Origin of the sequence: Sorangium aterium (assembly GCF_028368935.1) — a bacterium.
In the GTDB taxonomy this organism is placed as follows: domain Bacteria; phylum Myxococcota_A; class Polyangia; order Polyangiales; family Polyangiaceae; genus Sorangium; species Sorangium atrum.
This window is the reverse complement of record NZ_JAQNDK010000003.1, coordinates 1501535-1527479: the sequence shown is the minus strand read 5'-3', so window position 1 is coordinate 1527479 and position 25945 is coordinate 1501535. Positions and strand designations below refer to the sequence as shown.

At 70.4% G+C, this 25945-nt stretch carries 24 protein-coding genes; 5 read left to right on the top strand and 19 right to left on the bottom strand.

Annotated features, from left to right (window positions below; all coding sequences use genetic code 11):
• Positions 1-71: 71 nt before the first annotated feature.
• Entirely contained in the window at positions 72-686 is a 615-nt protein-coding gene (locus tag POL72_RS30000) for a protein-tyrosine phosphatase family protein (RefSeq protein ID WP_272099523.1), read from the top strand.
• Here POL72_RS30000 and murJ read toward each other — a convergent pair.
• Together murJ and POL72_RS29990 are read right to left on the bottom strand one after the other, a co-directional pair.
• A complete protein-coding gene (gene murJ, locus POL72_RS29995) occupies positions 655-2316 on the bottom strand; it encodes a murein biosynthesis integral membrane protein MurJ (protein WP_272099521.1) in 1662 nt (553 codons plus the stop codon). The genes POL72_RS30000 and murJ overlap by 32 nt on opposite strands.
• A 60-nt stretch (positions 2317-2376) precedes the next feature.
• Entirely contained in the window at positions 2377-3891 is a 1515-nt protein-coding gene (locus tag POL72_RS29990) for an alkaline phosphatase family protein (RefSeq protein ID WP_272099520.1), read from the bottom strand.
• 679 nt (positions 3892-4570) lie between these two features.
• Between POL72_RS29990 and POL72_RS29985 the strand changes: the two genes are divergently transcribed.
• On the top strand, positions 4571-5272 hold the full coding sequence (locus POL72_RS29985; RefSeq protein ID WP_272099519.1) for a type 1 glutamine amidotransferase family protein: 702 nt from the start codon (positions 4571-4573) through the stop codon (positions 5270-5272).
• A 518-nt stretch (positions 5273-5790) separates the two neighbouring features.
• Positions 5791-7365 (top strand): sigma 54-interacting transcriptional regulator, encoded by a 1575-nt coding sequence (locus POL72_RS29980; RefSeq protein WP_272099517.1) that lies wholly within the window; start codon positions 5791-5793, stop codon positions 7363-7365.
• A gap of 14 nt (positions 7366-7379) precedes the next feature.
• On the opposite strand, the gene POL72_RS29975 is transcribed toward POL72_RS29980, so the two are convergent.
• Positions 7380-8894 (bottom strand): phytoene desaturase family protein, encoded by a 1515-nt coding sequence (locus tag POL72_RS29975; protein WP_272099515.1) that lies wholly within the window; start codon positions 8892-8894, stop codon positions 7380-7382.
• Between the two features lie 16 nt (positions 8895-8910).
• Positions 8911-9807 carry an isoaspartyl peptidase/L-asparaginase gene (locus tag POL72_RS29970; RefSeq protein ID WP_272099514.1) on the bottom strand — a complete coding sequence of 299 codons (897 nt, stop codon included), beginning with the start codon at positions 9805-9807 and terminating at the stop codon, positions 8911-8913.
• A gap of 270 nt (positions 9808-10077) precedes the next feature.
• On the opposite strand from POL72_RS29970, the gene proS reads away from it, so the two are divergent.
• Positions 10078-11634 carry a proline--tRNA ligase gene (gene proS / locus POL72_RS29965; protein WP_272099512.1) on the top strand — a complete coding sequence of 519 codons (1557 nt, stop codon included), beginning with the start codon at positions 10078-10080 and terminating at the stop codon, positions 11632-11634.
• Between the two features lie 78 nt (positions 11635-11712).
• On the opposite strand, the gene POL72_RS29960 is transcribed toward proS, so the two are convergent.
• The 10 genes from POL72_RS29960 to POL72_RS29915 all read right to left on the bottom strand — a co-directional run bounded on the left by POL72_RS29960 (position 11713) and on the right by POL72_RS29915 (position 20880).
• Entirely contained in the window at positions 11713-12594 is an 882-nt protein-coding gene (locus POL72_RS29960) for a hypothetical protein (RefSeq protein ID WP_272099510.1), read from the bottom strand.
• Positions 12595-12743: 149 nt separating this feature from the next.
• A complete protein-coding gene (locus POL72_RS29955; protein ID WP_272099508.1) occupies positions 12744-14369 on the bottom strand; it encodes a serine/threonine protein kinase in 1626 nt (541 codons plus the stop codon).
• Positions 14370-14504: 135 nt separating this feature from the next.
• Positions 14505-15152: a hypothetical protein gene (locus POL72_RS29950; RefSeq protein WP_272099506.1), complete on the bottom strand. Its 648-nt coding sequence runs from the start codon at positions 15150-15152 to the stop codon at positions 14505-14507.
• 100 nt (positions 15153-15252) lie between these two features.
• Positions 15253-16179 (bottom strand): PfkB family carbohydrate kinase, encoded by a 927-nt coding sequence (locus POL72_RS29945; RefSeq protein ID WP_272099504.1) that lies wholly within the window; start codon positions 16177-16179, stop codon positions 15253-15255.
• Positions 16180-16349: 170 nt separating this feature from the next.
• The gene (gene mtnP / locus POL72_RS29940) at positions 16350-17237 is read right to left on the bottom strand and encodes an S-methyl-5'-thioadenosine phosphorylase (protein ID WP_272099502.1); all 888 of its coding nucleotides are present in this window, start codon (positions 17235-17237) and stop codon (positions 16350-16352) included.
• Positions 17234-17872 carry a guanylate kinase gene (gene gmk, locus POL72_RS29935; RefSeq protein ID WP_272099500.1) on the bottom strand — a complete coding sequence of 213 codons (639 nt, stop codon included), beginning with the start codon at positions 17870-17872 and terminating at the stop codon, positions 17234-17236. Before gmk ends, mtnP begins: the two co-directional genes overlap by 4 nt.
• A gap of 9 nt (positions 17873-17881) precedes the next feature.
• Positions 17882-18751 (bottom strand): YicC/YloC family endoribonuclease, encoded by an 870-nt coding sequence (locus tag POL72_RS29930; RefSeq protein WP_272100036.1) that lies wholly within the window; start codon positions 18749-18751, stop codon positions 17882-17884.
• A gap of 26 nt (positions 18752-18777) precedes the next feature.
• Entirely contained in the window at positions 18778-19824 is a 1047-nt protein-coding gene (locus POL72_RS29925; protein WP_272099498.1) for an SDR family oxidoreductase, read from the bottom strand.
• A 23-nt stretch (positions 19825-19847) separates the two neighbouring features.
• On the bottom strand, positions 19848-20165 hold the full coding sequence (locus tag POL72_RS29920) for a hypothetical protein (RefSeq protein WP_012236389.1): 318 nt from the start codon (positions 20163-20165) through the stop codon (positions 19848-19850).
• A 202-nt stretch (positions 20166-20367) separates the two neighbouring features.
• Positions 20368-20880, bottom strand: a complete 513-nt coding sequence (locus POL72_RS29915) for a DUF507 family protein (RefSeq protein WP_012236388.1) — start codon at positions 20878-20880, stop codon at positions 20368-20370.
• Positions 20881-21113: 233 nt separating this feature from the next.
• Here POL72_RS29915 and POL72_RS29910 point away from each other — a divergent pair, with 233 nt between their 5' ends.
• Positions 21114-21854, top strand: coding sequence for a Crp/Fnr family transcriptional regulator (locus tag POL72_RS29910; RefSeq protein ID WP_272099495.1), 741 nt, complete (start codon positions 21114-21116; stop codon positions 21852-21854).
• 384 nt (positions 21855-22238) lie between these two features.
• Here POL72_RS29910 and POL72_RS29905 read toward each other — a convergent pair whose 3' ends face one another.
• The 5 genes from POL72_RS29905 to POL72_RS29885 all read right to left on the bottom strand — a co-directional run bounded on the left by POL72_RS29905 (position 22239) and on the right by POL72_RS29885 (position 25871).
• Positions 22239-23330, bottom strand: coding sequence for a TIGR04552 family protein (locus POL72_RS29905; protein WP_272099493.1), 1092 nt, complete (start codon positions 23328-23330; stop codon positions 22239-22241).
• Between the two features lie 93 nt (positions 23331-23423).
• A complete protein-coding gene (locus POL72_RS29900; protein ID WP_012236385.1) occupies positions 23424-23603 on the bottom strand; it encodes a hypothetical protein in 180 nt (59 codons plus the stop codon).
• 507 nt (positions 23604-24110) lie between these two features.
• Positions 24111-24554 (bottom strand): hypothetical protein, encoded by a 444-nt coding sequence (locus tag POL72_RS29895; protein WP_272099490.1) that lies wholly within the window; start codon positions 24552-24554, stop codon positions 24111-24113.
• A 6-nt stretch (positions 24555-24560) separates the two neighbouring features.
• A complete protein-coding gene (locus POL72_RS29890; RefSeq protein ID WP_272099488.1) occupies positions 24561-25004 on the bottom strand; it encodes a c-type cytochrome in 444 nt (147 codons plus the stop codon).
• A gap of 243 nt (positions 25005-25247) precedes the next feature.
• Entirely contained in the window at positions 25248-25871 is a 624-nt protein-coding gene (locus tag POL72_RS29885) for an OmpA family protein (RefSeq protein WP_272099486.1), read from the bottom strand.
• Between the last annotated feature and the right edge of the window lie 74 nt (positions 25872-25945).

Sequence of the window (25945 nt, the reverse complement as noted above, 5' to 3'; positions counted from 1 at the left end):
GGACGCGCGTCATCAGCGCGCGTGCCGCCCGGCCGCTGGCGCGGCGCCAGCGTCGACGCCATGAGGTGCGCGTGCGCCTTCGCCCTGCGCTGGTGTTCCTCCTGCTCGCGCCGTACGCCCTCGTTTTCTATGCATTCCTGGCGCTGCGCCGCGCCTCCGCGTCGCTCCGGCCGCGGCACCCGTGGCGCACGTGGGTGAGCCCGAACCTCCTGATCGGGGGGTTCCTTCTCCCAGGCGACGTCGCCGAGCTCCGTCGCCTCGGCGTCCGCGCCGTGATCAACGTGTCGCGCGAGCTGTACGACCCGGTGCCCGCGCTGCGCGCGGCGGGGGTCGAGTACCTGCGCATCCCCTGCTGGGACATGTGCGCTCCCACGCTCGAGGAGGCCGCGCGCGGCGTGGCGTTCCTCGAGCGGCATATCGTCGCTGGCCACCGTGTCCACGTCCACTGCGCGAGCGGCGTGGGCAGGAGCGTCACGCTCGCGCTCTGCTACCTCGCCACCCGCGGCGGCATCGAGGTGGGCGACGCGCTCGCCCTCATCGAGCGACGGCGCCCGCGCGTCGCGCTGAACCCCGTGCAGCGCGCGTTCGTCGAGCGCTACGTCGCGTGGCACCGGGCGCACGCGGAGGGCCGTGCGCGCGCGGCGCCGCCCGTGATCACCTCCGGCGCAGGAGGGACTTCAGGCTGAAGAGCCCGAGCGCGGGCGCCGCGACGGCGAAGGCGCCGCCGCACGCAGCGAGGATGAGCGCGGCACCCCACGGCGCCGCGGCCGCCGCCTCCGGCAGCGCCGCCTTCACCGCGGCGCCGCAGCCGACCGATATGGCCGCGAGCAAGGCCACGCGGCCGATCCGGATCTGATCCAGGCCGAGCCCGCCGATCTCGCGCCGCACGCGGTGCCCGAGGGCGATCGCCTCGACCCACCCTGCGATGACGGCGCCGAGCACCACGCCGAGCACGTCGAGCCACCGCATCAGGAGGAGCGCGACGGCGGTGCTGACGACCACGCGATAGAGCGCGTAGCGGGCCGGGGTCCTCGTGTCCCCCAGCGCGAACGAGGCGGTGATCAGCACGCGCCCGGCGGCGTTCCCGAGCAGCGCGAGCCCGTAGGCGCACACGAGCGGCTCGACCCGGGCCGTCGACGCCTTGTCGAACGTCCCGGTCTGCAGCAGCAGCGTGATGAGCTCCCGCCCGAGCACCATGAACACGGCCGCGGCCGGCACGGTGAGCACCGTGATCCGCGCGAGCGACGCCCCGAGCCGGCGCGACAGCGCCTCGTTGCGCCGCGCGACGTCGGCCTCGGCCGTGTCGCGCGCCATCTCGGGCAACGCGACCGCGGCCTCGCCGACGCCGAGGACGCTCATCGGCAGGAGGTAGACCGTCTGCGCGTAGTTGAAGGCGGCGTTCGCGCCGGCGCCGAGGAAGCTCACGAGGAGCGTGTCGACGAGCCCGGACACCTGGATGATCCCGCGGCCGAGCAGCGCGGCGGGCAGCTTGCTGCCGGCCTCGCGGACGCTCGGGTCGCGCGCGTCGAGGCGCGGCGTGAGCCCGCCGAGCAGCGAGCGCGCCGACGGGAGCAACAGCGAGAGCTGCAGCGCCGCGCCCGCGAGCGCGCTCCACGCGAGCGCCTCGGCGAGCGGCTCCCCGCGCATGCCGAGCCACGCGCCGCACGCGAGCAGCCCCGCGATCTGGGCGGCGCTCCACGCGACGGGCGCGGCGTACGGGAGGAAGAAGCGCCGGTGCGCGTTCAGCACGCCGAGCCCCCACGCCGACAGCACGAGCAGGCCGGTCATCGGGAAGATGATCCGGACGATCCGGGTCGTGCTGGCGAGCTTGTCGGCGTCGAAGCCTGCGGCGACCACGAAGGACAGCCACGGCGCCGCGAGCACGCCGGCGATCGACGCGACCGCGGCGGCGACGAGCAGGAGTCCGAGGGCGGAGAGCGCGAAGTGCGACGCGCGTCGTGCGTCGCCGGCCGCGCGGAGGCGCGCGTAGACGGGGATGAAGGTCGCGGAGAGCGTCCCCTCGCCAAGCAGGTTCTGGGTGATGTTCCCCGCGCGGAACGCCGCCGCGATCACGTCGGCGAGCTCGGATGTACCGAAGAAGTGCGCCGTCACCCGCTGGCGGAGCAGCCCGACGAGCCGCGAGAGGATGATCCCTGCGGTGACCATCGCCGAGGAGCGCGCCGCGCTGGTCGCCGTCTGCGTCTGCTGCCCGGCCGCCGGCGGGCCTGCGCTGGTCGTCTGGGGCGCGCCCAGGGCTGCGCTCGCCGGCGTGGTCCCTGCCTGAATGGCGGCGGGCGGATCGAGATCGGGCGGCACGGCGGCGCTTCTATCAGACCTCCCGCCCCCGGGCGACCTCGGCGCCGGCTGGCCGGCGCCTCAGTCCCTGAGCCTCGCCGTGCCGAGCCGCTCCGCGTGCGCCAGCACCCGCCGGGCGATGGCCGGACCCTCGGCCCGGCGGTCGAGGTGCCGCGGGATGAGCCCGCGCTCCGCGGCCTCCCACAGCTCCGGCTGAGAGATCCCGGACTCGGTGCGCGAGCGCAGCCGCGACAGGGAGATGTCCATCGCGGGCAGCAGGATCGGCTCCTGAGGATCGCGGAGGAGCGCCGGATCGATGCAGCACGACAGATCGTTCGCGCCGGCGGAGCGCGCGTTCAGCGAGGGGAGATCGAAGCGCGCTTCCAGCGTGCGGATCACCGACGCGTGATCGAGCACGGTGCTCACCGCGCAGCCCCTCCGGACGAACGGGCCCGCGACGATCGACGGCACCCGGAACCCGAGCTGGGTGAACAGGGGGTCGTCGTCCGTCGTCGTCGGCGGCGCGACGTGGTCGAAGAAGCCGCCGTGCTCGTCGTAGGTGATCACGAGGAGGCACTGGCCCCACTGCGGGCTCTTCGCCAGCGCGTTGTAGATGCTGGCGATGAGCACCTGACCGAGCTGCACGTCGTGGTCCGGGTGGTCGTCGTTCGCGGTGGCGCCGAAGAACTGGGGATCGATGACGGAGAACGAGGGGAGGATCCCCGCGGCCGCGTCCTCGAAGAAGCGCTCGATCCCGGACACGCCCTTGAATCTGAAGTACGCACCCGAGCACCACGGGACGTCGTGGAAGTAGTTCCTGCTCGAGATCCCTGCGTCGCTCAGCAGCTCGAACACGCTCGTGAAGCCGGTGACCGGCACGTTCCTCGAGACGCCCCTCGACGTGGCGCCGTGGAGGAAGAGCCGGTTCGGCCACGTCGGGCCGAGCACCGAGGAGAACCAGCGCTGGCAGATCGCCGACGCGTCTGCGAGCGCGTAGAGGATCGGCAGCTGCTCCCGCACGTGATAGCCCATGACGTCGCGCTGGTCGGGCCCTGCGTGCGCGATGACGAACCCGTCGTTCCTCCCTTGATTCCACTGCGTGTGGGCTGCGTCCCAGCTGTGCGGCGGGTCGGTGGGCGTGAAGTTGTCGAGCCGGAAGGGCGAGATCAGCGTTCCATCGAGCGCTCGGTTCGATTCTGTGCCTGTCAGACCGTCGATCTGCCGGCCCTCCTTCAGCAGCAGCGAGCCGAGATAGTGGTCGAAGGAGCGGTTCTCCATACAGAGAACGACGATGGTGTTGATGGGCGCCAGCAGCTCCGCCGGGCTCAGACCTCCCGTCTCCGTGCAGCGATCCAGAGCGCCGCCGGCCTCGCCATCTTCCGGCTGTCCCGAGCTGCCTGTTCCTCCTGAGCCACCCGCGCCACCCGCTCCGTCGCTCTCGCCCGCGCCGCCCATGCTCGGCGGGGCGTTGTCGAGCACCATCGCGCCCTCTGGGGTGCTGCATCCGAAGGCCGAGGCGCCGAGCGCAGCGCCGAGCCCGGTCAGCACATGGCGGCGGGTCAGAGGATCACGCGTCGAACCATTCCGTTTGTTCATCACACACAGGATTCGCACGAAGGCGGGGCCCATGAAGGAGTTTTGGCCTCCTCCAGAGGTGACGAATCGTCCGCTGCGTAATCGATGAAGCGGACGTAGCGGACGTAACTGAAGCAGATGTAACCATTGTAAGATACGCAACTGGTGTGATGGGCATAACGAGCGGAACGGATGTGACGGATGTGGTCGACGTAAAGGGATCGACCGATGAAGTCGAAGTAGCGGGAACAGTCGGCGTAACCGACGCAACCGGCATAACCGGCGTAACCGGCGTAACGGAGAAAACCATTCTTTTCGCGAGGTCGGAGGGGTGGTATGGGTAAAAAAGGCGGGGGTCTACGTCTGCAAACAGTCACCTTCCGATGAGCTCGAATCCACTTCCACCTACTCCCGGCCGGCAAGCTACCGTCGCGAACGGCCGGCCGCTGCGGTTGTGCATCGTGGACATGAACAATGGCCACGTGAACCAGGCGATGCGCTGTCTACGCGGGCTCGCTGCGGGGTTCTTCGAACGCGTCCAGGCGCACAATCCCGGCCTACCCTGCGAGGTCGTCGAGGTGTCTCCAGAGACACCAACGCACCCATCCCCACGGACTGCGATCTGTACCTCGCGTCAGGCGGGCCCGGCTCTCCCTTTGATGGGGAGGGCGAGCCCTGGACGCAGGATTTTGCGCGCTTCGTGGACGGCGTGGTCGAGTCGGCGAGCCAGGGGGGCGCGCACCGGCGTGCTCTCTTCGCGATCTGCTACTCGTTCGAGCTCGTCGTCCATCACTACAAGCTGGCCGACGTGGTGCCGCGCGCCGATCGCAAGTTCGGCGTCATGCCGATCTACACGACCCCCGTCGGCCAGCACCACCCGCTCCTGGCGCCGTTCGGGGACCGTCTCTTCGCGTTCGAGCACCGCAACTGGGAGGCGGTGAACCTCGACGAGCGCCGGCTGAGCTCCCTCGGCGGCCAGCTCCTCGCCCGCGAGAGCCGTGACGGCATCTCGAAGGGGCGGGCGATCCTCGGTCTGCAGGTCGCGCCCGGCGTCGAGGCGGTCCAGTTCCACCCAGAAGCGGATCGCGCCGGCGTCATGAGCTGGTTGGCGCGCCCTGAGCAGGCGGCTGCCTTCAAGGCGACCTATGGAGAAGTGACCTACCTTGCGATGCTGCGCACGCTCGACGATCCTCGCCGGCTCGCGCGCACCTACGCGCTCGTCATTCCGGGCTGGCTCGGGCGCTGCTTCAACGACATCGCCGGTCCCCGGGGCTATGCGGAGCTCCCATCGCTCGAGGACGTCCCGTGCTCTCGCTTCAACGCGCACTGCCGCGCCGAGGAGGCGTCCGCGCCGCCCGCGCGATCGCCCGGCTCTGGCGAACGCGTTGTGCGCGAGATCTGAGCGGAGCGCCGAGGCCGCCTGCAAGTGTGCGTCCGAGGGCTACACTGCAGAAACGAAAGAGAAAGAACTAGGAAGTAGAGGCAGTAGAGGCAAAGGAAACAGGGCAGCGAGCGAGAGGAGGAAGGGGAGGAAACAAAGCGGTAAAGTCCGAAAAGAGAGAGAAGGGGCGGAGAGCCGTGCGGCTCAGTGGGCTGCATACTGCGTGGCGCCTGATGCGTGCGCGTGCGCGTGCCGCCTGCGGCTACGCCGCAGCGCCGACGAAGTGCTGCTCGCGCCTTGCGCGCTGGGCGACCTCTAGCTTATGGTCATAGGATAACGGGACGAGCGCGAGCAGGGCTCGCGGGCCAACATTTCGAGCCGGAGGCTCCTCGGGCACGCATGAGAGAGAAGGCATGAATCACCCGCGTCCGGCCGCTCCGACGAGTCTATCTTCGCCGGACGTCCGCGAGCCGGGCGCGTCCGAGGAAGGCCACGCTGGCGTCGACTTGCCTGTGGATACCAAGGTCGCACGGCCATCCATGCCGCACGACGACCTCGGAGCACAGGACGTCCACTACGAGTCGCAGCTGGGCGTGACGGACCCGATCGCCATGTCGCAGGTCCGTGATGCGTTGACGCAGCTGAGCCGCGAGCGCGGGACGCAGCCGCACGTGCTGCTCATCATCTACCACCGGCAGGGCGCCGAGACGGTGCGGCTGATCGAGGGGGTCGGCGTCGTCATCGGCCGCGATCCGAGCGCCGATGTCGCGATCCCCGAGCGCAGCCTGTCGCGACGCCATGCGCGCTTCACGTTCCAGCGCGGCGACGTGCTCATCCAGGATCTCGGCTCCACGAACGGCACCTTCCTGAGCGGGCAGCGCGTCGAGCACGGCGTCTTGAAGCCCGGCGACGAGGTGGTGCTCGGGGAGATCACGGCGTCGCTGCGCGTGATCGCGAGCGCCGAGCTGCCGGTGCTGAACCTCGACGCGCTGGACGGGCGTCGTGGCGCCCCGGAGCGGAGAAAGATGCCGAGCATCGAGAACCTGGTGGGCGGACCCACGCCGGTGGGCGCGCTGCGCACGGCGGGCGACGAGGGGCTCGTGATGCGCAGCCCCGCGATGCGCCCGGTGCTCGAGACCGCCATGCGCCTCGCGCGCTCGTCCGCGCCTGTGCTGCTCCAGGGCGAGACGGGGACCGGCAAGGACGTGTTCGCGCGGCTGATCCACGAGGCTGGCCCCCGCCACAAGATGCAGATGATCCGCGTCGGATGCAGCGGCGTGCCTGCCCAGCTCCTCGAGAGCACGCTCTTCGGCCACGAGGCCGACGCCTTTCCCGGCGCGACCCACGCGCAAGAGGGCGTCTTCGAGGCGTGCGCTGGCGGCACCGTGGTGCTCGATGAGGTCGGCGACCTCCCTCCGTCCTGCCAGGCCGCGTTGCTGCACGTCCTCGACACCGGTCGCATGGTCCGCGTCGGCTCGACCAAGGAGATCGAGGTGGACGTGCGGGTCGTCGCGACCACCTACCGCGATCTCGAGGCGATGTGCGAGGCGGGCACGTTCCGTTCGGATCTGCTCTACCGGCTCAACGCGGTGCCGCTGCGCATCCCGCCGCTCTGCGAGCGGCGCGAGGACATCGGACCGCTGGCGCAGCGCTTCCTCCGGCAGGCGAGCGAGGTGCACCGCAGGAACGTGCGCTCGCTCGATCCGGAGACGCTCGCGCTCCTGGAGCAGTATCCCTGGCCGGGCAACGTGCGCGAGCTGCGCAGCGCCATCGAGCGGGCCGTCGTCATCGCGCGGGGGCATGTCATCACCCCGCTCGACCTGCCGGAGAGCATCCACTCCCTCTCGGCGCCCAAACGCACCACGCCGCCGCCGGATCGGCCTCCCATCGAGCTCGCAGGGCCGCCCAGCTCCGCGCCGGCCATCGGGCTCAAGGCACAGATGGACCGTCTGGAGACGGAGATCATCCTCGATGCCCTCCGCGGCACCAACGGCAACCTGGCGATGGCCGCCCGGCGGCTCAGGATGCCGCTGCGCACGCTCCAGGAGAAGATCGCGAGCCACGGACTGAAGCGCTCCGACTACCGGGACGGCCCGTCGTCGCGGTCGAAGTAGCGAAGCGCGGCGCGCTAGCCCTCGTCCTCCAGCACCGCCAGGGCCGCATTGCGCCCGCACGCGCCGTGGACCCCGGCGCCGGGATGCGCATAGGACGAGCCTAGATACAGGCCGCGGAGCGGCGTCCGGTAGCGGAAATAGGGGAACACCGGCCGGAAGATGAGCTGGTGCCGGATATCGGCCGAGCCTCCGCCAAGATCACCGCCGATGAGGTTTGCATCCATCGCCTCGAGATCGTCCGGCGCCCAGATCGTCCGGGCGATGATCCTCTGCCGGAAGCCGGGGGCGAGCTCCTCGATCCGCGCCTCGATGCGATCGGCGAAGCGCTCGCGCGAGCCCGCCCAGCCGCCCTCGATGGAGGAGGGGACGCGGGAGTAGGCCCACAGGGTGTGGCGGCCGGCCGGCGCGCGCGTCGGATCGACCAGCGACTGCTGCCCGATCACGAGATAGGGGTGCTCGGGGAGCGACCCGGCGCGCACCTGCCGCGTGAAGGCCGAGAGATCGTCGAGGCTGTCGCCCGCGTGCACGACCGCCGCGCGCGCGGCGTCCTCGTGGGACCACGGCGTCGGGCCGTCGAGCGCCCAGTCCATCTTGAAGGTGCCGAACCCCTGGCGGAACCGGCGCATGGCGCGCTGCACCCGCTCGGGAACCAGCTCTGACGCGAGCAGGCGGAGGTAGAGCGTCGGCGCGGCCAGATCGGCGACGATCGCGCGGCGGGCGCGGATCTCCTGGCCGTCGTCGAGCCGGACCGCGGCCGCCCGCCCCTGCCTGGCGATGATCTGGTCGACCCGGGCGCCGCAGCGGAGGGCGCCCCCGCGCTCCTCGACGCGCCGGAGCAACGCGCTCGTGATCGAGCCGGCGCCGCCCTCGGGCACCGCGAAGCCGCCGCTCGAGGCGAGCACGGTCAGCATGAAGCCGACGATCGCTCCGCAGGGATCGTCCGGGCCCACGTCGGTGTGGAGGGCGAGCCCGGGGACGACGCGTCGGGCCGCCTCGGTCCGGAAGGTGCGCGTCGCGAAGCCACGTCCGCTCGAGAGGGCCACCTGCGCGAGGCGGAGCAGGTTGAGGGGTCCGAGCCGGAGCAGCTGCCCGAGGGCGGGCGGCGTGGACAGGAGCGCGTTCAGCATCCGCTCACGGGTGGCCGCGTGCCAGCCGGCGATCCGGCGCCATGCGGGGCCGTCTTCGCCGAGCGACCGCGCCGTCGCGTCGACGTCCCGCGCGATCGAGGCGCACGTCCCGTCGGGCGCCGGGTGAGCGCTGTCGATCGGCGCGTGCCGCCACACGAGGCCGGCCCCCGGCAAATCGAGCGGCACCAGCGCCGGGCTCGTCTGCCCGAAGGGGAAGAACGCCGCGCCGAGATCGTGGCGGAACCCCGGGAGCGTCACCTCGCGCGTGCGGACCGCGCCGCCCGGCTCTCGCTCGGCTTCCAGGACGAGCACCGAGAAGCCCGCGCGGGCGAGGTACGCCGCCGCTGTGAGGCCGTTCGGTCCCGCGCCCACCACGATCGCATCAGGGTCTCCACTCTGCATCGTCGTCTGCGGCTCCTCAGCCCACGAGCTGCGCGCTCGGCATGGTGCGGTTCGAGGCGATCGCCTGGCCGCTCCGCCCCACGACGAGCACGCCGATCGCGAGAACGTCGGGGAACATCGCGACGCCGCGCTGCGCGGCGCGCGCGGGCGCGACGCCGTCGGCGAGCCAGTCGTAGACGGTCCGCGCGAGGAAGCGGCGCGCGATCTCCTCGCCGACGCCCGTCGCCGCCACGGCGCCGTGGGGGCCGGCGTAGATCCCCGCGCCGAGGAGCGGCACGTCCCCGATGCGGCCGCGGAGCGAGTAGGTCGACCCGCCCGTCGACGCCGCGGCGGCGAACCGGCCGTGCGTGTCGCGAACGACGGCCCCGACGGTGTCGCACTCGATCGGCTCGGCGTCGAAGTTCCAGAACCGCGTCGCCGTGAGCGCATGGAAGCGCGCCGCGTCGTTCGTGGTTTCGTCGTCTCCGCCCTCGCCCCGTAGCGCCGCGAGGGAGCGGTCGTGCTTCCGGCGCGCCTCCTCGGTGACCGGATCATGGTCCGCGAACCCCAGCCGGCGAGCGAACGCCGTCGCCCCGGCGCCGGCGAGGAGCAGGTGCGGCGTCTCCACCACCTTCGCGGCGACAAGGACGGGGTTCTTCACGCGCTCGATGCACGCCACTGCGCCGAACCGTCCATCGCTGGCCATCACGGCCGCATCCATCTCGACCGTCCGCCCGTCGAGGCGGAGGTTCGAGCCCGTCCCGGCGTTGAAGCGTGGGTCGTCCTCGAGGCGCGCGGTCGCCCCGATCGCCGCCGCGAGCGCCTCTCCGCCCGCGTCCAGCGCGCGGCGCGCCTCGTCGGCGGCCCTGGCGCAGCTCTCCGAGCCGCTCTGCGGCGCGGTCACCCCGCCGTGCGTGAGGATGACGTAGTTCACGTCGTTCTCCTGCGCGTACCACGACGGCGCGCCGCCGCGAAGGCAGCCTGGCGCGCGGCGGCCGTCGGGGCGAGCGGCATCGCTCCAGCCAGCGGGAGGGCCGCGAGGCTCCGGCGCTGGGACCGCTGCGCTCGACACCCTGCCGCGCTCCTGATACGTCGCGCGCTCAGCCCGGAGCGGGGGCCGGCGCCAGCCGACCGTCCGCAGCGGGACGAAGGCGGCCCGGTCGAAGGCCGCCGGCCGAGCCGCCCATCGAGGAGAGCAGAGACCGTGGCCAAGAACGAAGCGCCGAAGACCGCCATTACGCCCACCCGCAACGAGGACTACCCGGAGTGGTACCAGCAGGTCGTGCGCGCGGCCGACCTCGCGGAGAGCTCCCCGGTCCGCGGCTGCATGGTCATCAAGCCGTGGGGCTACGCGATCTGGGAGAACATCCAGCGCGAGCTCGACAGCATGTTCAAGGCGACCGGGCACAAGAACGCCTACTTCCCGCTGTTCATCCCGAAGTCGTTCCTCGAAAAGGAAGCGGAGCACGTCGAGGGGTTCGCGAAGGAGTGCGCCGTGGTCACCCACCACCGGCTCGTCCCCGGCCCTGGCGGCGGGCTCATTCCCGACCCTCAGGCCCGGCTGGAAGAGCCGCTCATCGTGCGCCCCACGTCCGAGACGATCATCGGCGCGGCGTTCGCGAGCTGGGTGCAGAGCTACCGGGATCTCCCCTTGCTGATCAACCAGTGGGCGAACGTCGTGCGCTGGGAGCTCCGGACGCGCCTGTTCCTGCGGACGGCGGAGTTCCTGTGGCAGGAGGGGCACACGGCGCACGCGAGCGCGGCCGAGGCGCGCGAGGAGACGCTCCGCATGCTCGGGGTCTACGCGACGTTTGCGCGCGACTTCATGGCGATGCCCGTCCTCGAGGGGCCGAAGACGGCGAGCGAGCGCTTCCCCGGGGCGGTCGACACCTATGCGATCGAGGCGATGATGCAGGACCGGAAGGCCTTGCAGGCCGGGACGAGCCACTTCCTGGGGCAGAACTTCGCGAAGGCGAGCGGCATCAAGTTCCAGACCAAGGAGGAGACCGAGGAGTACGCCTGGACGACGTCCTGGGGCGTGTCGACGCGCCTCGTCGGCGGGCTGATCATGACCCACAGCGACGACGACGGCCTGGTGCTCCCGCCGCGCCTCGCGCCCGCGCACGTCGTGATCCTCCCCGTTTACCGGGGCGACGACACGCGAGCCAAGATCGACGAGTACATCGACGGGCTCGCGAAGGAGCTCCGGGCGCAGCGCTTCGGCGAGCGCCGCGTCGAGGTCGAGATCGATCGGCGCGACATCCGCGGCGGCGAGAAGCAGTGGGAGTGGGTGAAGAAGGGCGTCCCCCTGCGCATCGAGATCGGGCCGCGCGACGTCGACGCCGGCGTGGCCATGGTGATGCGCAGGGACCGCTCGCCGAAAGACAAGTCGAGCATCGCGCGCGGGGAGCTCGTGGGGCGCATCACGGAGATCCTTGGCGACATTCAGGCGACGCTCTACGCGCGCGCGCTCGCCGTGCGCGACAGCAACACGCACGTCATCAACAGCCGCGCAGATTTCGACGCGTTCTTCGCGTCGACCGGGGGCAAGGAGGCGCAAGGCGGGTTCGCGCTGGCGCACTGGTCCGGCGATCCGGAGATCGAGACGGCGGTGAAGGATGCGCACAAGGTGACCATCCGCTGCATCCCGACCGGGGGGTTCGAAGGGGCGCCGTGGGCCGACGCGCTGACGGGTGAAGGGCAGTGCATCTTCACCGGCAAGCCCAGCCCGCGGCGCGTGGTGTTCGCGAAGTCGTACTGAGCCGCGGCGGTTCGCCGGGCGTGCGCCGACGCGTCGGCGCGGAAAAGACGCCGCGCGCTTCCTCGCATCAGCGGCGCCTCAACGGCGAAGGGCGGGGAGCACGTGCTCCGTCAGGATCGCGGGGAGCAGCCGCAGCTGCGCGCAGTGCTCCCCGGGGCCCGTTCCGGCGTAGCCGCGCACGTAGAGGCTGCCGCCGTCGTACATCCCGGTGAGCCGCAGCGCGTCTCCTGCCTCCTCGGCGCGATCGCCCGGCGCAGCGGAGGGCCCGTCGTCCCCGCTCGAGGTCACCGCGATGGGGGTGGCTCCAAGCTCACGAAGTAGGAACGTGGCCGTCTCTTTCGTGGACGCGTAGCCGCTGGTCGGGATGTCGGTGTGCGTCAGGTAGAAGACCGGCGCGCCGCGCGCGGCGGCGTGGGCCAGCGCCACGTAGGGTGCGAGCTGCCCCGGCGCGAGCGACGTCTGCCCCGGCATGTAGGAGCCATAGAGGGAGTCGAGCAGGATCAACGCATCCACGTGGCTGCTCCCGCGCTCGATGATCCTGCCGATCGCGCCGGATCCAGCGCTCCAGGAGGACAGCACAAGGCGGCGGACGCGTGCGCCCGCGCTCCCGGAGGCGCTCTCGACCTCGCGGTCGATCGCCTGGAGCAGCGCGTCCCAGCCGCCGCCCTCGAGGGCACGCGCGTAGTCGCTCGAGCGGGTCCCCAGGTCGACCCCGGCGATGACGAGATCCATGCCCCTCGGGGCAAGCACCTTCCGGACAGGCTCGGCGCCGTGGAAGTGGACCAGAAGATCGTAGCCGCCGTCCGAGCGAATCGCGTTCGCCGGCGGGACGAGGAGCCTGCCCAGCGGGAGCGGGCGCCATCGCTCGTAGACGCCGAAGCCATGGTCGGCAAAGCCGCACCCCGCTTGCGTTTCGTGCTCGTCGAGCGCTGCGCGCTCGGGCTCACCGCCCCTGGGCAAGGGCGACGGTTCCGCGGGCGCGCTCGCGTGCGCCGGGGTCGGCGAGGCGCTGGACGCTCGGCTCCGCCGCAACGACACGGCGCCGCCGACGACGCCCAGGCTTGCTGCCAGGAGGAGCGCGTCGCGGAGCTGCCGTGCCCTGCGGCCGCTCAGAACCCGGGATTTGTCACGGTCGGTACCCACTTCGTCGAGGGGCGCTTGCCCGGGTTCGTTCTGCGCGCGCTGGTGCTCGAGCCAGCAGCCGTCGCGCTAGGGGTTGCGGTGGCCGTCGCGCCCTTGGCCGTCGGGTCCGGAGCGCTCGCTCCGCGCCCCGGGTCGCTCGCCTCGGGGGCGGATTGAGCACCCACGCCCACGTGGTCGGCCAGGAGCGTGGGCGCGCCGTCCGGCCCTGGCGGTGCGCCCGTCGCGGCTGCGGCCGTCGAGCCAGCGCCGAGGGCGTGCGCCGGGAGCTGTTCGGACGCGCTCTGCTCCGGCGTGGGCCGCCCGAACCACATCACCCCGGCGCCCAGCAGCGTGATGAGCGCGAGCGCGGCGGCTGCCACCCGCGTCCCCGAGCGGCGGCGGGCCGCCGGGACCTCGATCGGGCCCAGCTGCGTTTCATGGCCAGGCCAGCTCGGGATCAGCGACTCGGATGGCAGCGCCGGCCGCGAGGGCGCGGGGGTGCTCCGGCGAGGCGCGGGGAGCTGGGCGCTCGGTTGACCAGGAGGGAGCTGCGTGAAGAAGAGCTCGCTGATGCTGTCGCGAAGGAGCATCACCTCGGGCGGGCTGGAGGCGCGCTCGTCGAGCACGCGGACCGTGTCCCGCAGCGCTGCGCGCCGGCGCTGGTTGCGCTCTCCCAGGAGCCCGCGCACGAACGCCCCCACGTCGTGGTCGGTCACCGTCGGCTCCTTGGCCAGCACGGCCTCCAGCGCGCGCTCCAGCTCGAGCATCGTCTGGTATCGGCGCTCCGGCTCCTTCTGCAGGCACGTCATCAGGACCTGGTCCAGCTCGGGCGGGAAATCCGGGTTCTTCAGGCGGGGTGAGAGCGCCGGTCGCGAGGTGATGTACTTCAGCGTGAGGAGATCGTTCTCTGCGGCGAAGGGGTGCTCTCCGGTCGTCAACTTGTAGAGCACGATCCCCATCGCGAACACGTCGGTGCGCCGATCGACCCGATCGCCTCGCGCCTGCTCCGGGGACATGTACGGCACCTTGCCCTTGATCTGTCCCGCGGTCGTATCGTTGTGCGCGCGGTTGGTCGCCTTGGCGACCCCGAAGTCCACGAGCTTCACGTGGCCGTCGTACGTCACGAGGATGTTCTGGGGTGACACATCGCGGTGCACGAGCCCGAGCAGCAGATCATCGTTCTGCGGGTCCCGGAGCTCGTGCGCGGCGTGCAAACCGAGGCAAGCGCGGCCGAGGATGCGGAGCGCGATGCGCAGCGGGATGGCCACGCCGCTCTTGCTCGCCGCCTTCGCGATGACCGACAGCGCCTCGCCGTCGACCCACTCCATCGCGATGTAGAGGACGTCGTCCTGCTCGCCGAGGTCGAGGATCTCGGCGACGTTCGGGTGATGGATCCCCGAGGCGAGCCTCGCCTCCTCGAGGAACATCTTCTCGAACTGGGGATCATCCGAGAGCGACGGAAGCATCGTCTTGATGGCGACCGTCTTCTGGAAGCCGCGACGGCCCTTGTGGCGCGCGGCCCACACCGTGGCCATTCCCCCCTGCGCGATGGGCAGGAGGAGCTCGTAGTGCCCGAGCTCCTTTCCCGGCAACAGCTGGGGTTGGGGGATCATGACGTCGTGCGGCGCGCTCCTGACCGATACGCGGAACCTCGGAAGCTCGATCAAGTCTAGCCATCCGGACCCTGCGGTCACGATATGTGGTGCTGATTACAAATTAGACGACGAACTCCTCGCCGCGGCAGGGGATCACGCGCCGGGCGGGACCGACTGTCCCCAGAGCTGCTGGTAGATCTCGCTGAGCTTCTGGTGGGTCTCGGCCGAGAAGCCGTTGGTCGCGTAAGGCCAGCGGAAGCCGTCTCCCATGGCCTGGTTGCACGAGAAGGAGATGAGCAGATCGACCGGCGTGGGGTTGTTCGGCCGCACCAGCGAGATGCCCAGGCCGGGATAGAAGCAGTTGCCGCGGTCCGCGGTGAAGCTGTCCTCGTCGCCGAAGACGTCGAGGATCTGGTCCTTGAGCTCCTCGTCGGCGTCGCTGGTCGTGAGCTGACGCTGCTGGAGGATGACGAAGTTCTTGAAGCGCGGCTGCGCAGGCAGGACCGGCGTGCTGGCGGTCTGCCCCGGGATCAGGTTGGGCGGGATGAGCCCGGGCAGCGCCTGCTGCAGTCCCTGCAGGGCTGCCTGCCCCATCTGCTGGAGCTCGGGCGGGATGCCCGGGATGAGGGTGGGGGCCCCGGTCGTCGCCGCGGGCGTCGGAGCCAGCTCCTGCCCCTGGAGGCGGAGGACCGTGATCTGCGCCTTGTCCATCTCGTCGAACGGCGCAGTACGGGCCGCGCAGCCGAAGACGAGGGGGGCCAGCAAGGCGATGCCTGCGAAAGTACGGGTGGTGAGGTTCATGTTCACTTTGACGGTCGTCTAGCACGGCTATGCGCCGGAAGGTGAACAGCGACCGCACACGGCGGGCTCTCGCGCCAGCGCCGCTCCAAGGCAGGCTGCTTCACATCGTGCTCGCGCCGAACTCGTACAGCGCCCGGATCTCGGTCAGTCGCGCCGCGATCTCGGCGCGCGTCACCGTCGCGATCCGCCGCGTGCCAACCGCTTCAACGCAGAACGACGCGGTCGCCGTCGCATGGAGCATGCCGCGCCGGAGCGCGAGCGGCGTGATCTCCGGCTGGCACGCCAGGTAACCGATGAGCCCGCCGGCGAAGGCGTCGCCGGCCCCCGTGGGGTCGATGACGTCCTCGAGCGGGAAGCCGGGCGCGGCGAACACGCCCTCTTCGTCGAAGAGCAGCGCGCCGTGCTCTCCGCGCTTGATGATCAGCCGGCGCGGACCACGGGACAGGATCTCCTTCGCCGCGCGGCGGATGTTGTACTTGCCCGACAGCTGGCGCGCCTCCTCGTCGTTGACCACGAGCGTGTCGATGCGGCGCAGCATCGCCGCGACCGCCTTCGGCTCCCCCTCGATCCAGAAATTCATCGTGTCCGCGAGGACGAAGCGCGGCGCGCGGACCTGCTCGAGGACGTCGAGCTGGAGCGCGGGATGGATGTTGCCGAGCAGGAGGAAGGGCGTGTCGCGGTAGGTCTCCGGCAGCTTCGGCGCGAACGACGCGAACACGTTGAGCTGCGTGTCCAGCGTCGTGCGATGGATGAGATCCACGTCGTAGCGCCCGGCCCAGCGGAACGTCTTCCCAGGAGCGCGCTCGACGCCCTCGATCGAGATCCCTCGGGATCGCATCGCCGCGAGGGTCCCTTCAGGGAAATCATCGCCCACCACGGCCACGGTGCGCACCGGAGCAAAGCACGAGGCAGCGAACGCCGAGTAGGTGGCGGAGCCACCGACGACGTCTCTCTCGTTGCCGGAGGGGAGCTCGAGGTCGTCGAAGGCCATCGAACCGATGATGAGGATCGCGGATGAGGTCGTCACAGGACGCCTCTTAGCCAGGTTTGTGCGTAGCCGCTAGCCGCGCGTTTCGTTTCTGCGACGGCGCCGCCGCGCCGCGGCCGCACCCGACGCCAGCAGAGCCCGCCGCGCCCCTCCCGCCCGCTGCGCCCCCTCCAGGAGCGGGCGCAGCGCCGAGTGGGCCCGAGGGCGGCTCAGCCGGCCTTGCGCCGAGGGCCGATGAGCCACTCGAGCCGCGCCTCTGCGTCGGGCGATGACGCGCCGGCCGAGGTCATGATGCACTTCTCCAGCGCGTGACGGGCCGGGCTCTGCGACACGTCGGGGAGATTGCGGGCGAGGGACTTCGCGACGTCCCGCGCAACCACGATATTGCGGTTGAGCACGGTGATGACCGCCTCGACGCTCACCGCCTCCTCGCCGACGTGCCAGCAATCGAAGTCGGTGGTGAGCGCGAGCGTGGCGTAGGGGAGCTCCGCCTCGCGGGCGAGCTTCGCCTCGGGCAGGTTGGTCATCCCGATGACGTGCGCGCCGAACGTCCGGAACATGCGGCTTTCGGCCCGCGTCGAGAACTGCGGGCCCTCGATGCAGACATAGGTGCCGCCGCGGTGGACGCGCGCGCCGGTGGCGAGCGCCGCGTCATGGACCGCGCTCGCCAGGATCGGGCACACCGGATCGGCGAACGGCACGTGGGCGACGACGCCTTCGTCGAAGAACGTCGAGATCCGGCGCTTCGTGAAATCGATGAACTGGTCGACGACGACGAGGTCGCCAGGCGCGATGTCCTCACGCAGGGAGCCGACCGCGCTCACGCTGAGCACGTGGGTGGCGCCGAGCATCTTCAGCGCGCAGATGTTCGCTCGGTAGTTGATCGTCGACGGCGAGAAGCGGTGCCCGCGGCCGTGGCGCGGCAGGAAGAGCACGGTCGCGTCGCCCTCCTTGACCCGCCCGCGGAGCACCACGTCGCTCGGCAGCCCGAAGGGCGTGGAGACAGAGACCTCCTCGACGTCCTCCAGCCACCCCATCTCGTAGACGCCGCTGCCGCCGATGATGGCGAGCACGTCGCCCGCGCCGCTGGCGCTCATCGCTCGAACCTCCGCTCGGAGAGCAGCCGCTCGCAGAGGGCCGCGCGCCGCTGGCGGCGGCACCGCTCGGCGAAGACGAGCGACCGCAGCTGCTCGTAGGCGCGGTTGATCTCGTCGTTCACGATGACGTAATCGAAGAAGCCGTAATGCTCGACCTCGCCCTTCGCATTGCGGAGGCGGCGGAGCGTCGTGGGCTCGTCCTCGGTCCCGCGCCCGCGCAGGCGCCGCTCGAGCTCGGCGAGCGACGGGGGAAGGATGAACACGGCGACCGCCTCGGGCAGGCTCGCCTTGATCTGGCGCGCGCCCTGGTGGTCGATATCGAACAGCACGCCGCGCGCGGTGGCGCGGGCGATCTCGATCTCCTTCAGGCTCGTGCCGTAGAGGTGATCGTGCACCCTGGCCCACTCGGCGAATGCGCCGATGCGGATCATCTGCTCGAACGTGTTCGGGTCGACGAAGTGGTACTCCCGGCCGTCGACCTCGTTCGGGCGCGGGCGCCGGGTCGTGTGGGAGACCGAGAAGCGCAGATCGGGGAACTCGCTGCGCAGCCTCCCGCAGAGCGTCGTCTTCCCCGCGCCGGACGGGGACGACACGATGAGGAGGAGGAAGTCGTCACTGAGTGCTTCGGTCGACATGCTCTCCTGTCACTCGATGTTCTGGACCTGCTCCCGCAGGCGTTCGAGCTCCACCTTCATCGCCACGACGTGATGGGAGATGGCGGCGTCCTGCGCCTTGGAGCCCAGCGTGTTCGCCTCGCGTACCATCTCCTGAAGCAGGAAGTCGAGCCTCCTTCCACAAGGGTCGCCGCTCGGCGCCGCGAGCGCGCCGCCGAACTGGTCGAGGTGGCTCCGGAGGCGGGTGATCTCCTCGGTGATGTCGCTGCGCTCGGCGAGCAGCATCACCTCCGCCTCGATCCGCGTCGCCTCGAAGCCCGCCTCGACCCCCTGGAGCAGGCGCTCGACCCGCTCGCGCAGGCGGCGCCTGAGCGCCTCGCGCGCCTCGTCCGCGCGCGCCACGACCTCGGACGCGAGCGCGCGCAGCGTGGCCACCCGCCCGCGCATGTCGCCGGCGAGCGCCTCGCCTTCGCGCAGGCACATGCCCTCCATCGCGTCGATCGCGCGCTCGATGGCCAGCTTGAGCGCCGCGCGGACGGCCGCGATCTCGTGGCCGCCGGCGGGGGCGAAGAGGTCCGGCACGGCGCACAGCAGCGAGAGCGGCACGTCGGCGCCCGGCGCGAGCTCGTCGCGGAGCTCCGCCAGGGCGTGGAACGCCGCGCGCGCCTTCGATTTGTCGAGCGTGCTCGGGGCCAGCACCGCGCCCTCGGTGCGCACGATGATCTCGATGCGCCCCCGCCGCAGGCGCTCGCGCGCCACCTGCTCGGCGAACATCGTCAGATCGACGAGCTCGCGCGGGAGCCGCGCGCGCACGTCGAGGAAGCGCTGGTTCACCGAGCGGATCTCGGCGACGACACGCCCATCGGTGAGCGAAGCGTCACCGAGCCCGAAGCCGGTCATGCTCCGCACGAGCCGCCCCGCTCTACCTAGCTCGCCTTCTGTCCGATGTCCGAGGCCTCTTGGGCCTTGGGCAGCGGAACCTTGCCACAGGTGACCGTGGCCGACGCGGCCGCGGGTCCCTTCTCACGGAGCGTCCGCAGGTACGTGACCGTGGGGACGATGCCGTCCTCCCAGCGCACGCGGGGCTCGTACCCGATGAGCTCGGCCGCGCGCGAGATGTCGGCGAGCGAGTGGCGGATGTCCCCGGCGCGGGCGGGGAGGTGCTCGACCGCGACGTCCCGCCCGAGGGCCCGCGAGATCTCCTTGCAGAGCTCATTCAGCCCGATCCTGCGTCCGCCGGCGATGTTGACGACCTCCCCCTTGAACTTCTTCGACGACGTCGCGCCGAGCAGGTTCGCGAGGACGGTGTTCTCGATGAAGCAGAAGTCGCGCGTCTGCTCGCCGTCGCCGAAGATCGGGATCGGCCGGTTCTGCAGGGCGGCGTCGACGAACCGCGGGATCGCCGCGGCGTAGGCGCCGTCCGGCGTCTGGTTCGGCCCGAAGACGTTGAAGTAACGCAGGCTCAGGGTCTCGATGCCGTAGATGCCCGCGAAGACCTTCATGTAGTGCTCGCAGGCGAGCTTCGTGACCGCGTACGGCGACAGCGGCATTGGCTCCATGCCCTCATGCTTCGGGAGGACGGGCGTCTCGCCGTACGCGCTGGACGACGCGGCGAAGAGCACGCGGCGCACGCCCTGCCTGCGCGCCACGTCGAGCACCGTGACGGTGCCGCCGACGTTGACGGCGTTCGACTCGACGGGCGACTCGACGCTGCGCGGGACCGAGCCGAGCGCGGCCTGGTGGAGAATGACCTCGACCCCCTTCGCCGCCGACGCGACGGCCGCCGCGTCCCGGATGTCCCCCGTGATGCGCTCGATCAGCGACTGGTGCGGGAGCCCGTCGAGGTTCTCCCATCGGCCGGTCGCGAGGTTGTCGAGGACGCGGACCCGCTCGCCGGCGGCGGTCAGCGCCGCGACGAGGTTGCTTCCGATGAACCCGGCACCGCCGGTGACCAAGTAGCGAGGCGTGGACATGTGCGTGCTCCCCCAGCGGGCGCCTACTTCTTCTTGAAAAGGTTGTCGAGCTTGGAGCGAGAATCCGCGATGCGCTTCGAGTTGTCTTCCGGTACGCCGTTCTTGAACGTGAAGAAAGTACAATAATTCGCTCTCTCCCGATCCGGGATGTACTCGGCGATGTGCTCCTTGCACTGGTTGTGCGCGGCCGGGTCCCAGTTCTCGCAGTTCCTGCAGCAGTGGAGGTCGACACCGCAGTGGGGACAGGTGTCCGCGCGCTGGAGCTTCACCTCGAAGATGAGCTCGTTCTTGCATTTATGACAGAAGTGGCGCTTCGCCTCGACCTTCGGAATCCAGCTCATGATGTCCTCCGGTACCACGACGAAGCCCGATCTGGCAGAAGGAACGCTCCGCAGAGGGTACGGTCGTAGATGGTGCGTGCCTATCCCACAACGGCGTCCCGCGGAGCGAGCGCTGCGGGGTCGGGCGGGGTCTTGCTGAACCAGCGAACGCCACAGACGGTTCGCTCGCTCGGTGTAGAGCTGGCCTGCCTGGCGGCGGCGTTTACAGCAGGCCCTTGCGTCGCTGGATCTCGCCCATGACCCGCTGGTATTCGATTTCCCAGGTGCGGGACCCTTCCTGCACGTGGCGGAGCTTGCCGCGCACCTCGGTGTCGAGCGCCTCGTCCATCTCGAGGTACTTCCGGAGGATGGGCCTTATCCGGCGGCGCAGGTCGTGGTCCTCGACGAACACCTCCTCGACGTTGTTCGAGTGCATCAGCATCTCGAGCAGCTGATCGAGGAGATAATCCATCGTTTCCTCGCCGGTCTTGATCCCCTTCTGCTCCGCGGCCAGGCGCTTGACCCGGTTGAACTCGCCTTGAGGCAGTCCGCGTGCCTGGAGGATCTCTTTCGCCCGCTCGGTCGCTTCCCGCTCTGCGTGCAGGTAGCTCGTGAAGACCGACTCGACGTCGAGCGCGACCTCTTTCTTCGATTCGCACTCGATATCGCGGTTGTCCACGAGCGCGCGGACGAGTTCTTCTGTGAGGGGAGTAATTTTGCCGCTAAAGAGGCGCATCCAACGTCCGTAGCTGGAGGAGCGGTCGAACTGGCTCCCCCGTGCAGGGGTTCATTCACGGGGCGTGCCCGGCTCGAACCGAAAGGTACGGGCCGCGTATCCAGGATGTCAACGCAAGTGGGAGGTTCCGGCACAAGTCGGGCCCCCCCCGGCCGGTGGGGGCCCCCCGGAACAGTAGGACCGCGACACCGCAAACCGCAGGAGCAGCCGCGATGATGATGGGTAAGGATGCGATGGCACGGAGCGTCAGGGTCCAGCCTGGCGCGCTCGGGAACGACGGTGGACTCGACCTGGACTCCCGCAAGCGGCGGGTTGTCCGGCGCGGCGCGATCGGCAACGCGGCCTCCCCGGCCACGCAGTCGGCGCTGGCGGACGGAGGGACGATTCAACGCGTCGCGAAAGGGCGTCACCTCGTGACGCAGGGCGACGCCGCGACCGCGCTCGCCATGCTCAGCCTCGGCCGAGTCCGGCTGGTACGTGGGATGAGCGACGGGCGCAGCCTATCGCTCGGCTACAGAGGGGCCGGCGACGTGCTGGGCGAGGCTGCGCTCGGGGGCGTCACGGCCCACCGGGAGAGCGCGATCGCCACGGAGGACGTCGAGGCGCTCCTCGTCCCGCTCGCGACGGTGCGCAACCTGATGGCGAGCGACGCCAACTTCGCCGCCGCCATCGTGACCACGCTGGTCGAGCGGCACACGGACACCGAGGAGCGCCTGGCGTCCATGCTCTTCCGCAACGTGGAGGCCCGCCTCTGTGAGTTCCTGCTCAAGGCCGCGACGCGCTGGGGCATCCCCGATCCGCGCGGGGTGCTCATCTCCGCGCCGTTCACCCATCAGGAGATGGCGAGCATGATCGGCTCCACGCGCGAGACCGTCACGCTCACCCTGGGCGATCTCCGTCGCAAGGGGGTGATCGAGATCGATCGCCGCCGGATCGTCGTCCTCGATCGCGACGCGCTGAAGGGCCGCATCTGAGCCCGCTCGTCCGTCGGTGTCGTTGAGGGGTCCCAAGGCCTCCTCGATCGAGCGCCGTCGGGCACCGTCCAGGCTGTTCGCTCGGCGGCCTCTGCTCCGACAGCCCTACTGCTCCCGGCGTCGCAGCGGCGTTCGCCGCGCTGCCCACGCGTTCCGCGCTCCAGGCACCCACCCCTGGATATCCCGCGGATCTCTCCGGTCTGCCCGCTCGATTCGCCGCGGTGTTGCTCCAATACGTCCGCCGCGGCCATCCTGTCCGTGCGCTGCGCGGTCGGATGTGCTGCGTGGCCTGGTTCGCCGCGCGGTCCAGGCTCGCTGCCCGGTCCAGTGCGCTGCGCGCTGGCGGCCTCGTCGCCGCGGCGTCTCGACGGTGTCCCGCGGCGCCTAGCGCTCTCGCTTGGGTCCGCCGCTCGCCGGGTCACGGGTGGAGCGGACCCCCAGCTTGAGCCTGCGCATGACGGCCTGCTTCTGCCGTTCCTTGTACCTGGCGTGGCTCGCCTCGCCGACCTCGTTCGCCGCCTCGGTCTCTCGGTCGATCAGCTGGAACTCGCACAGCACGAAGATGATCGGCCCGAGCGCCCAGGCCGCGGGCGGCGCCATGTCGAGGATCTCGGCGGGGAGTCGCACCGGCAGATCGACGACGAAGTGGATCACGCGGTAGCTCCGATCGCTGAAGCTGTTGTCGCCTGCCGTGAGTCCGTCGTCGACGTCGGTCTGCAACGCGTCGAGCATCGGCAGAAGGAAGGGCCGCGTCTCGCAGTAGCTCCGGAACCGCAGGATCGTGTTGGTGCTCTCGCCAGGCACGACGTAATTGAACGGAAACAGCCGCTCGGACAGGTACAGGAGCACCGGCAGCAGGTCGTCCACGGTGCGGCAGACGATGCGGAAGCGGAGCTTGTCGTAGATGGCCGCCGCCGTCGTGTCGGTCTTCGACAAGAGCTTCGTGTAGAGCGAGTCCTTGTTCTTGCGCCCGCCGATGAACTCGGTGATCGGGAAGCCCGCCGCGAGCATGCCGCCGATCACCCGGTACACCTTCTCCTCGACGAGGTGGAAGACGTCCTGGTCCGACATGGGGATCGAGAAAAGGAGCTCGCGCCCGGCCAGGTGATGGATGATGTGCATCGCCTTGAGGATCGTGCAGGCGCAGAGCTGGCGGTGGCCCTTGCCCGAGGCGAGCAGCAGGATCTCCTCGACCGAGGCGCGAGCGACAGGGCTCGGGATCGGGAACTCGAAATGGCGGCGCAGGTACGCGATCGCTTCGTTCTTGACGCTCTCGAGGTGGGCGCGATCCCCCGGCTCGTCCGGGCGGAACTCCTGCGCCAGCAAGAGGTCCCGCGCCGCCTGCTCGCCTTGCAGGTTGAGCCGCCTCCAGTCGATGACCGAGTCGCCGCGCAGGATGAGGTGCACGGACTCCAGGTCCATGAGCGTGAACTCTTCGAGCCGCTTGAGCCGGCCGACGGAGGCGTCTTGCGTCATGACCTCACGCTCCCCGAGCGTAAGCGCCAGCGCTGTCGTGCGCTCGGGAAACCCTCGCGTCGAGGTGCAGCAGGCGGTAGCTGGGCGAGAAAGTCAGGAGACAGGGGCGTTCGGCGGGGCGGGGCTCGAGCTCGGGGTGCGGCCGAGCGAGAGGGTCCCGAGGAAGATGCCGATCGTCAATGCGACAACGGCGGCGTGGCCGAGATAGGCGCCACTGCAACCAATGGCGGCGAACGGGGCGAGCGCAGCCAGATACCACGGGGTGATCCTCATCGGTTCTCCTTCTCCGCCTCCAGCGGCACTGTACAGGCCGCATGGTCGCTCCCTCCGGGGGGGCACCACGATGCACCACGGTCGTCCCAGTCAGAGCGTGTAAGTGGTTGTAGGATAAGGTGCCACGCTCTGCTTCCGCGGGCCAAGAAGTAGCGGTTTCGGGGGGAACGCATCAAGGGAATTCGTTCTCACATTCCATTCCCACCCGAAACGCTGTCACTGGAAGCAGTAAAACATCAAGAATAACAAAGTCTTGTGCTTAAGGACGAAGGTTTTTCATCAAGGACTGCGTGCGGCTTGCTGGACGCGAGGTGGTACCTCAGAGACACGCCTCCAACTCAGGGCGCTGCCTTGCTTGTCGGTTTCCGGGCGTCAACGGTCTCGTGCGCCGGGCGACCGCAATGAGCGGCAGCAGGTCTCCGGCGCATCTGGACGCTGTTGGGCTCGCTCCAGGAGCGCCGGTCGAAGCGCGCTCCGCGAGGCCGGCGGGAGCGCGCGGGGCGCCGTTCAGTGTACGAACAGCGTGATCCGGGACTCGTCCGCGAGCGTGACGGCCCGGCTCGTCACGTCGTGCTCGCCCTTCCTGCTGACCGTGATCTCCACCTGGTAGAGGCCGTCCGGGAGCGACACCTTCGTGAAGACAGCCCGTGGGGCCGTCCCCTCGGCGAACCGCCATGAGCTGTCGATGACCGGCGCGGCGTCGTCCGCGCGGTCGCCCGAAGAAGAATCCGTCCACGTCACGTCGAGCCGCACGACCGTCGCTGCGTCATCGAGCCGCAGCTCGACCTCCCGCTCCTCGGGCAGCCGCTTGAAGAGGATGCTCCCCGCATAAAGCGCACCCAGGAGGAGGAGCGCCGGCGCGAGACGTCGGAGCCACGGCGGTCGGGTCTCCGGCTCCGGCGGCCTCTCCTCGGGTGCTTCATCGAGATCGTGCTGCGAGGTCGAGCTCATCGAGCTTCAGCGCGCGCGGTTGGTGCGGACGCGCTTCACGAGGCCCTCGATCACCGGCTGCGGCAGGTCGAACGCGGGCATCTTGTTCTTGCCCTTCCTGATCGTGTCGGCCATCTGGGCGTCGGTCACCCGATCCTGCCACGCCGCGTCGGTGAGGTCCGGGGCGCGGACCATCGGACCTTGCGGGCCGTCGCCGCGCCCGGCCCTGCCGTGACAGGTGGAGCAGTTCCGCTGCCAGGCGAGCTCGATCAGCCCCGGATCGGTCTCATCCGACGCGATCGGCCGAGCGGCCACCTTGCCGCCCTGCCCCTCGCCGGGGTTCGGCGGATCGTGGTCGTCCCGCGTCCACTGGCGGACGTCGCCCGCCCCGGAGTTGCAGCCGAAGAGGCCGACCCAGAGGATGGCTATGGAAAGGAGGCGACCCAGGGACTTGTCGTGACGTCTCCGCATGTCGTGGAGACGTACCGATAGTGAAGCTGGTGGGGGAGGCAAGAAAAGAAGGATCGCGGGGCGGCGCCGGCCGCCGGCGAGCGCGGAGAACGCAGCGGCGCCGGCGGCCGGCGCGCCCCGAAGGGCGCTGGGCGCCGGCCACCGGGTGCAGCCGTCAGCCGTCAGCCCAAGGCGAACGCCCCGACGGCCCGTGCCCGCTGTGATCGCGGCGCGCGGCCCGAAGCGCGCCCGGGCGCAGCGGCGTCACTTGCAGGCGTCGCCGGCGACCTTGCCGCCGCCGTCGACGGGCTGCTTGTCGACCGCCTTGCCCTTGATCGCCGCGATGAAGAACCCGGTGCGGCGGTTCTGGGCCTTGCCCTCGGGCGTGCCGTTGTCGGCGACCGGCTTGGTCTCGCCGAACCCGACGGCGATGAAGCGCTTGCAGTCGTGCCCCTTCGCGACGAGCCAGCGAGCGACCGCCATCGCGCGCTTCTCGGACAGCGTCTGGTTCGCGGCGTCCTCACCGTCCGAGTCGGTATGGCCCTCGATGCGGAGCAGGCTGACGTCCTCCCGCTGCTTCAGGAAGTCGTCGACGAGGTTGAGGACCTCGTCGCTCTCGGGCAGGAGCTTGTCGCTGTTCGTCTCGAAGACCACCGGGCCGGGGAGAGCGACCTCATTGCCCTTGAGCTTGAACGTCAGCTTGAAGCGCGGGCGGGGCTTCTTCTCCTCCTTCGGCTCGGGCTTCGGCTCCGGCGGAGGCGGGGGCGGGGGCGCGGCCGCCGGCTCCTTGCCGGAGCCGAACGAGGCGCTGGCCGTGCAACCCGCCGTCGCGGCGGCAGCGCCAATCATCATCACGGCGCACAGAACGGAAGCGACGTATCTACGCATGGACCTTGTTCTCCTCTGAGGGGCACGAGCCAGTGCTCGCGTCGGCGACCCGCCGGGCTGACGCCCTTGGACGG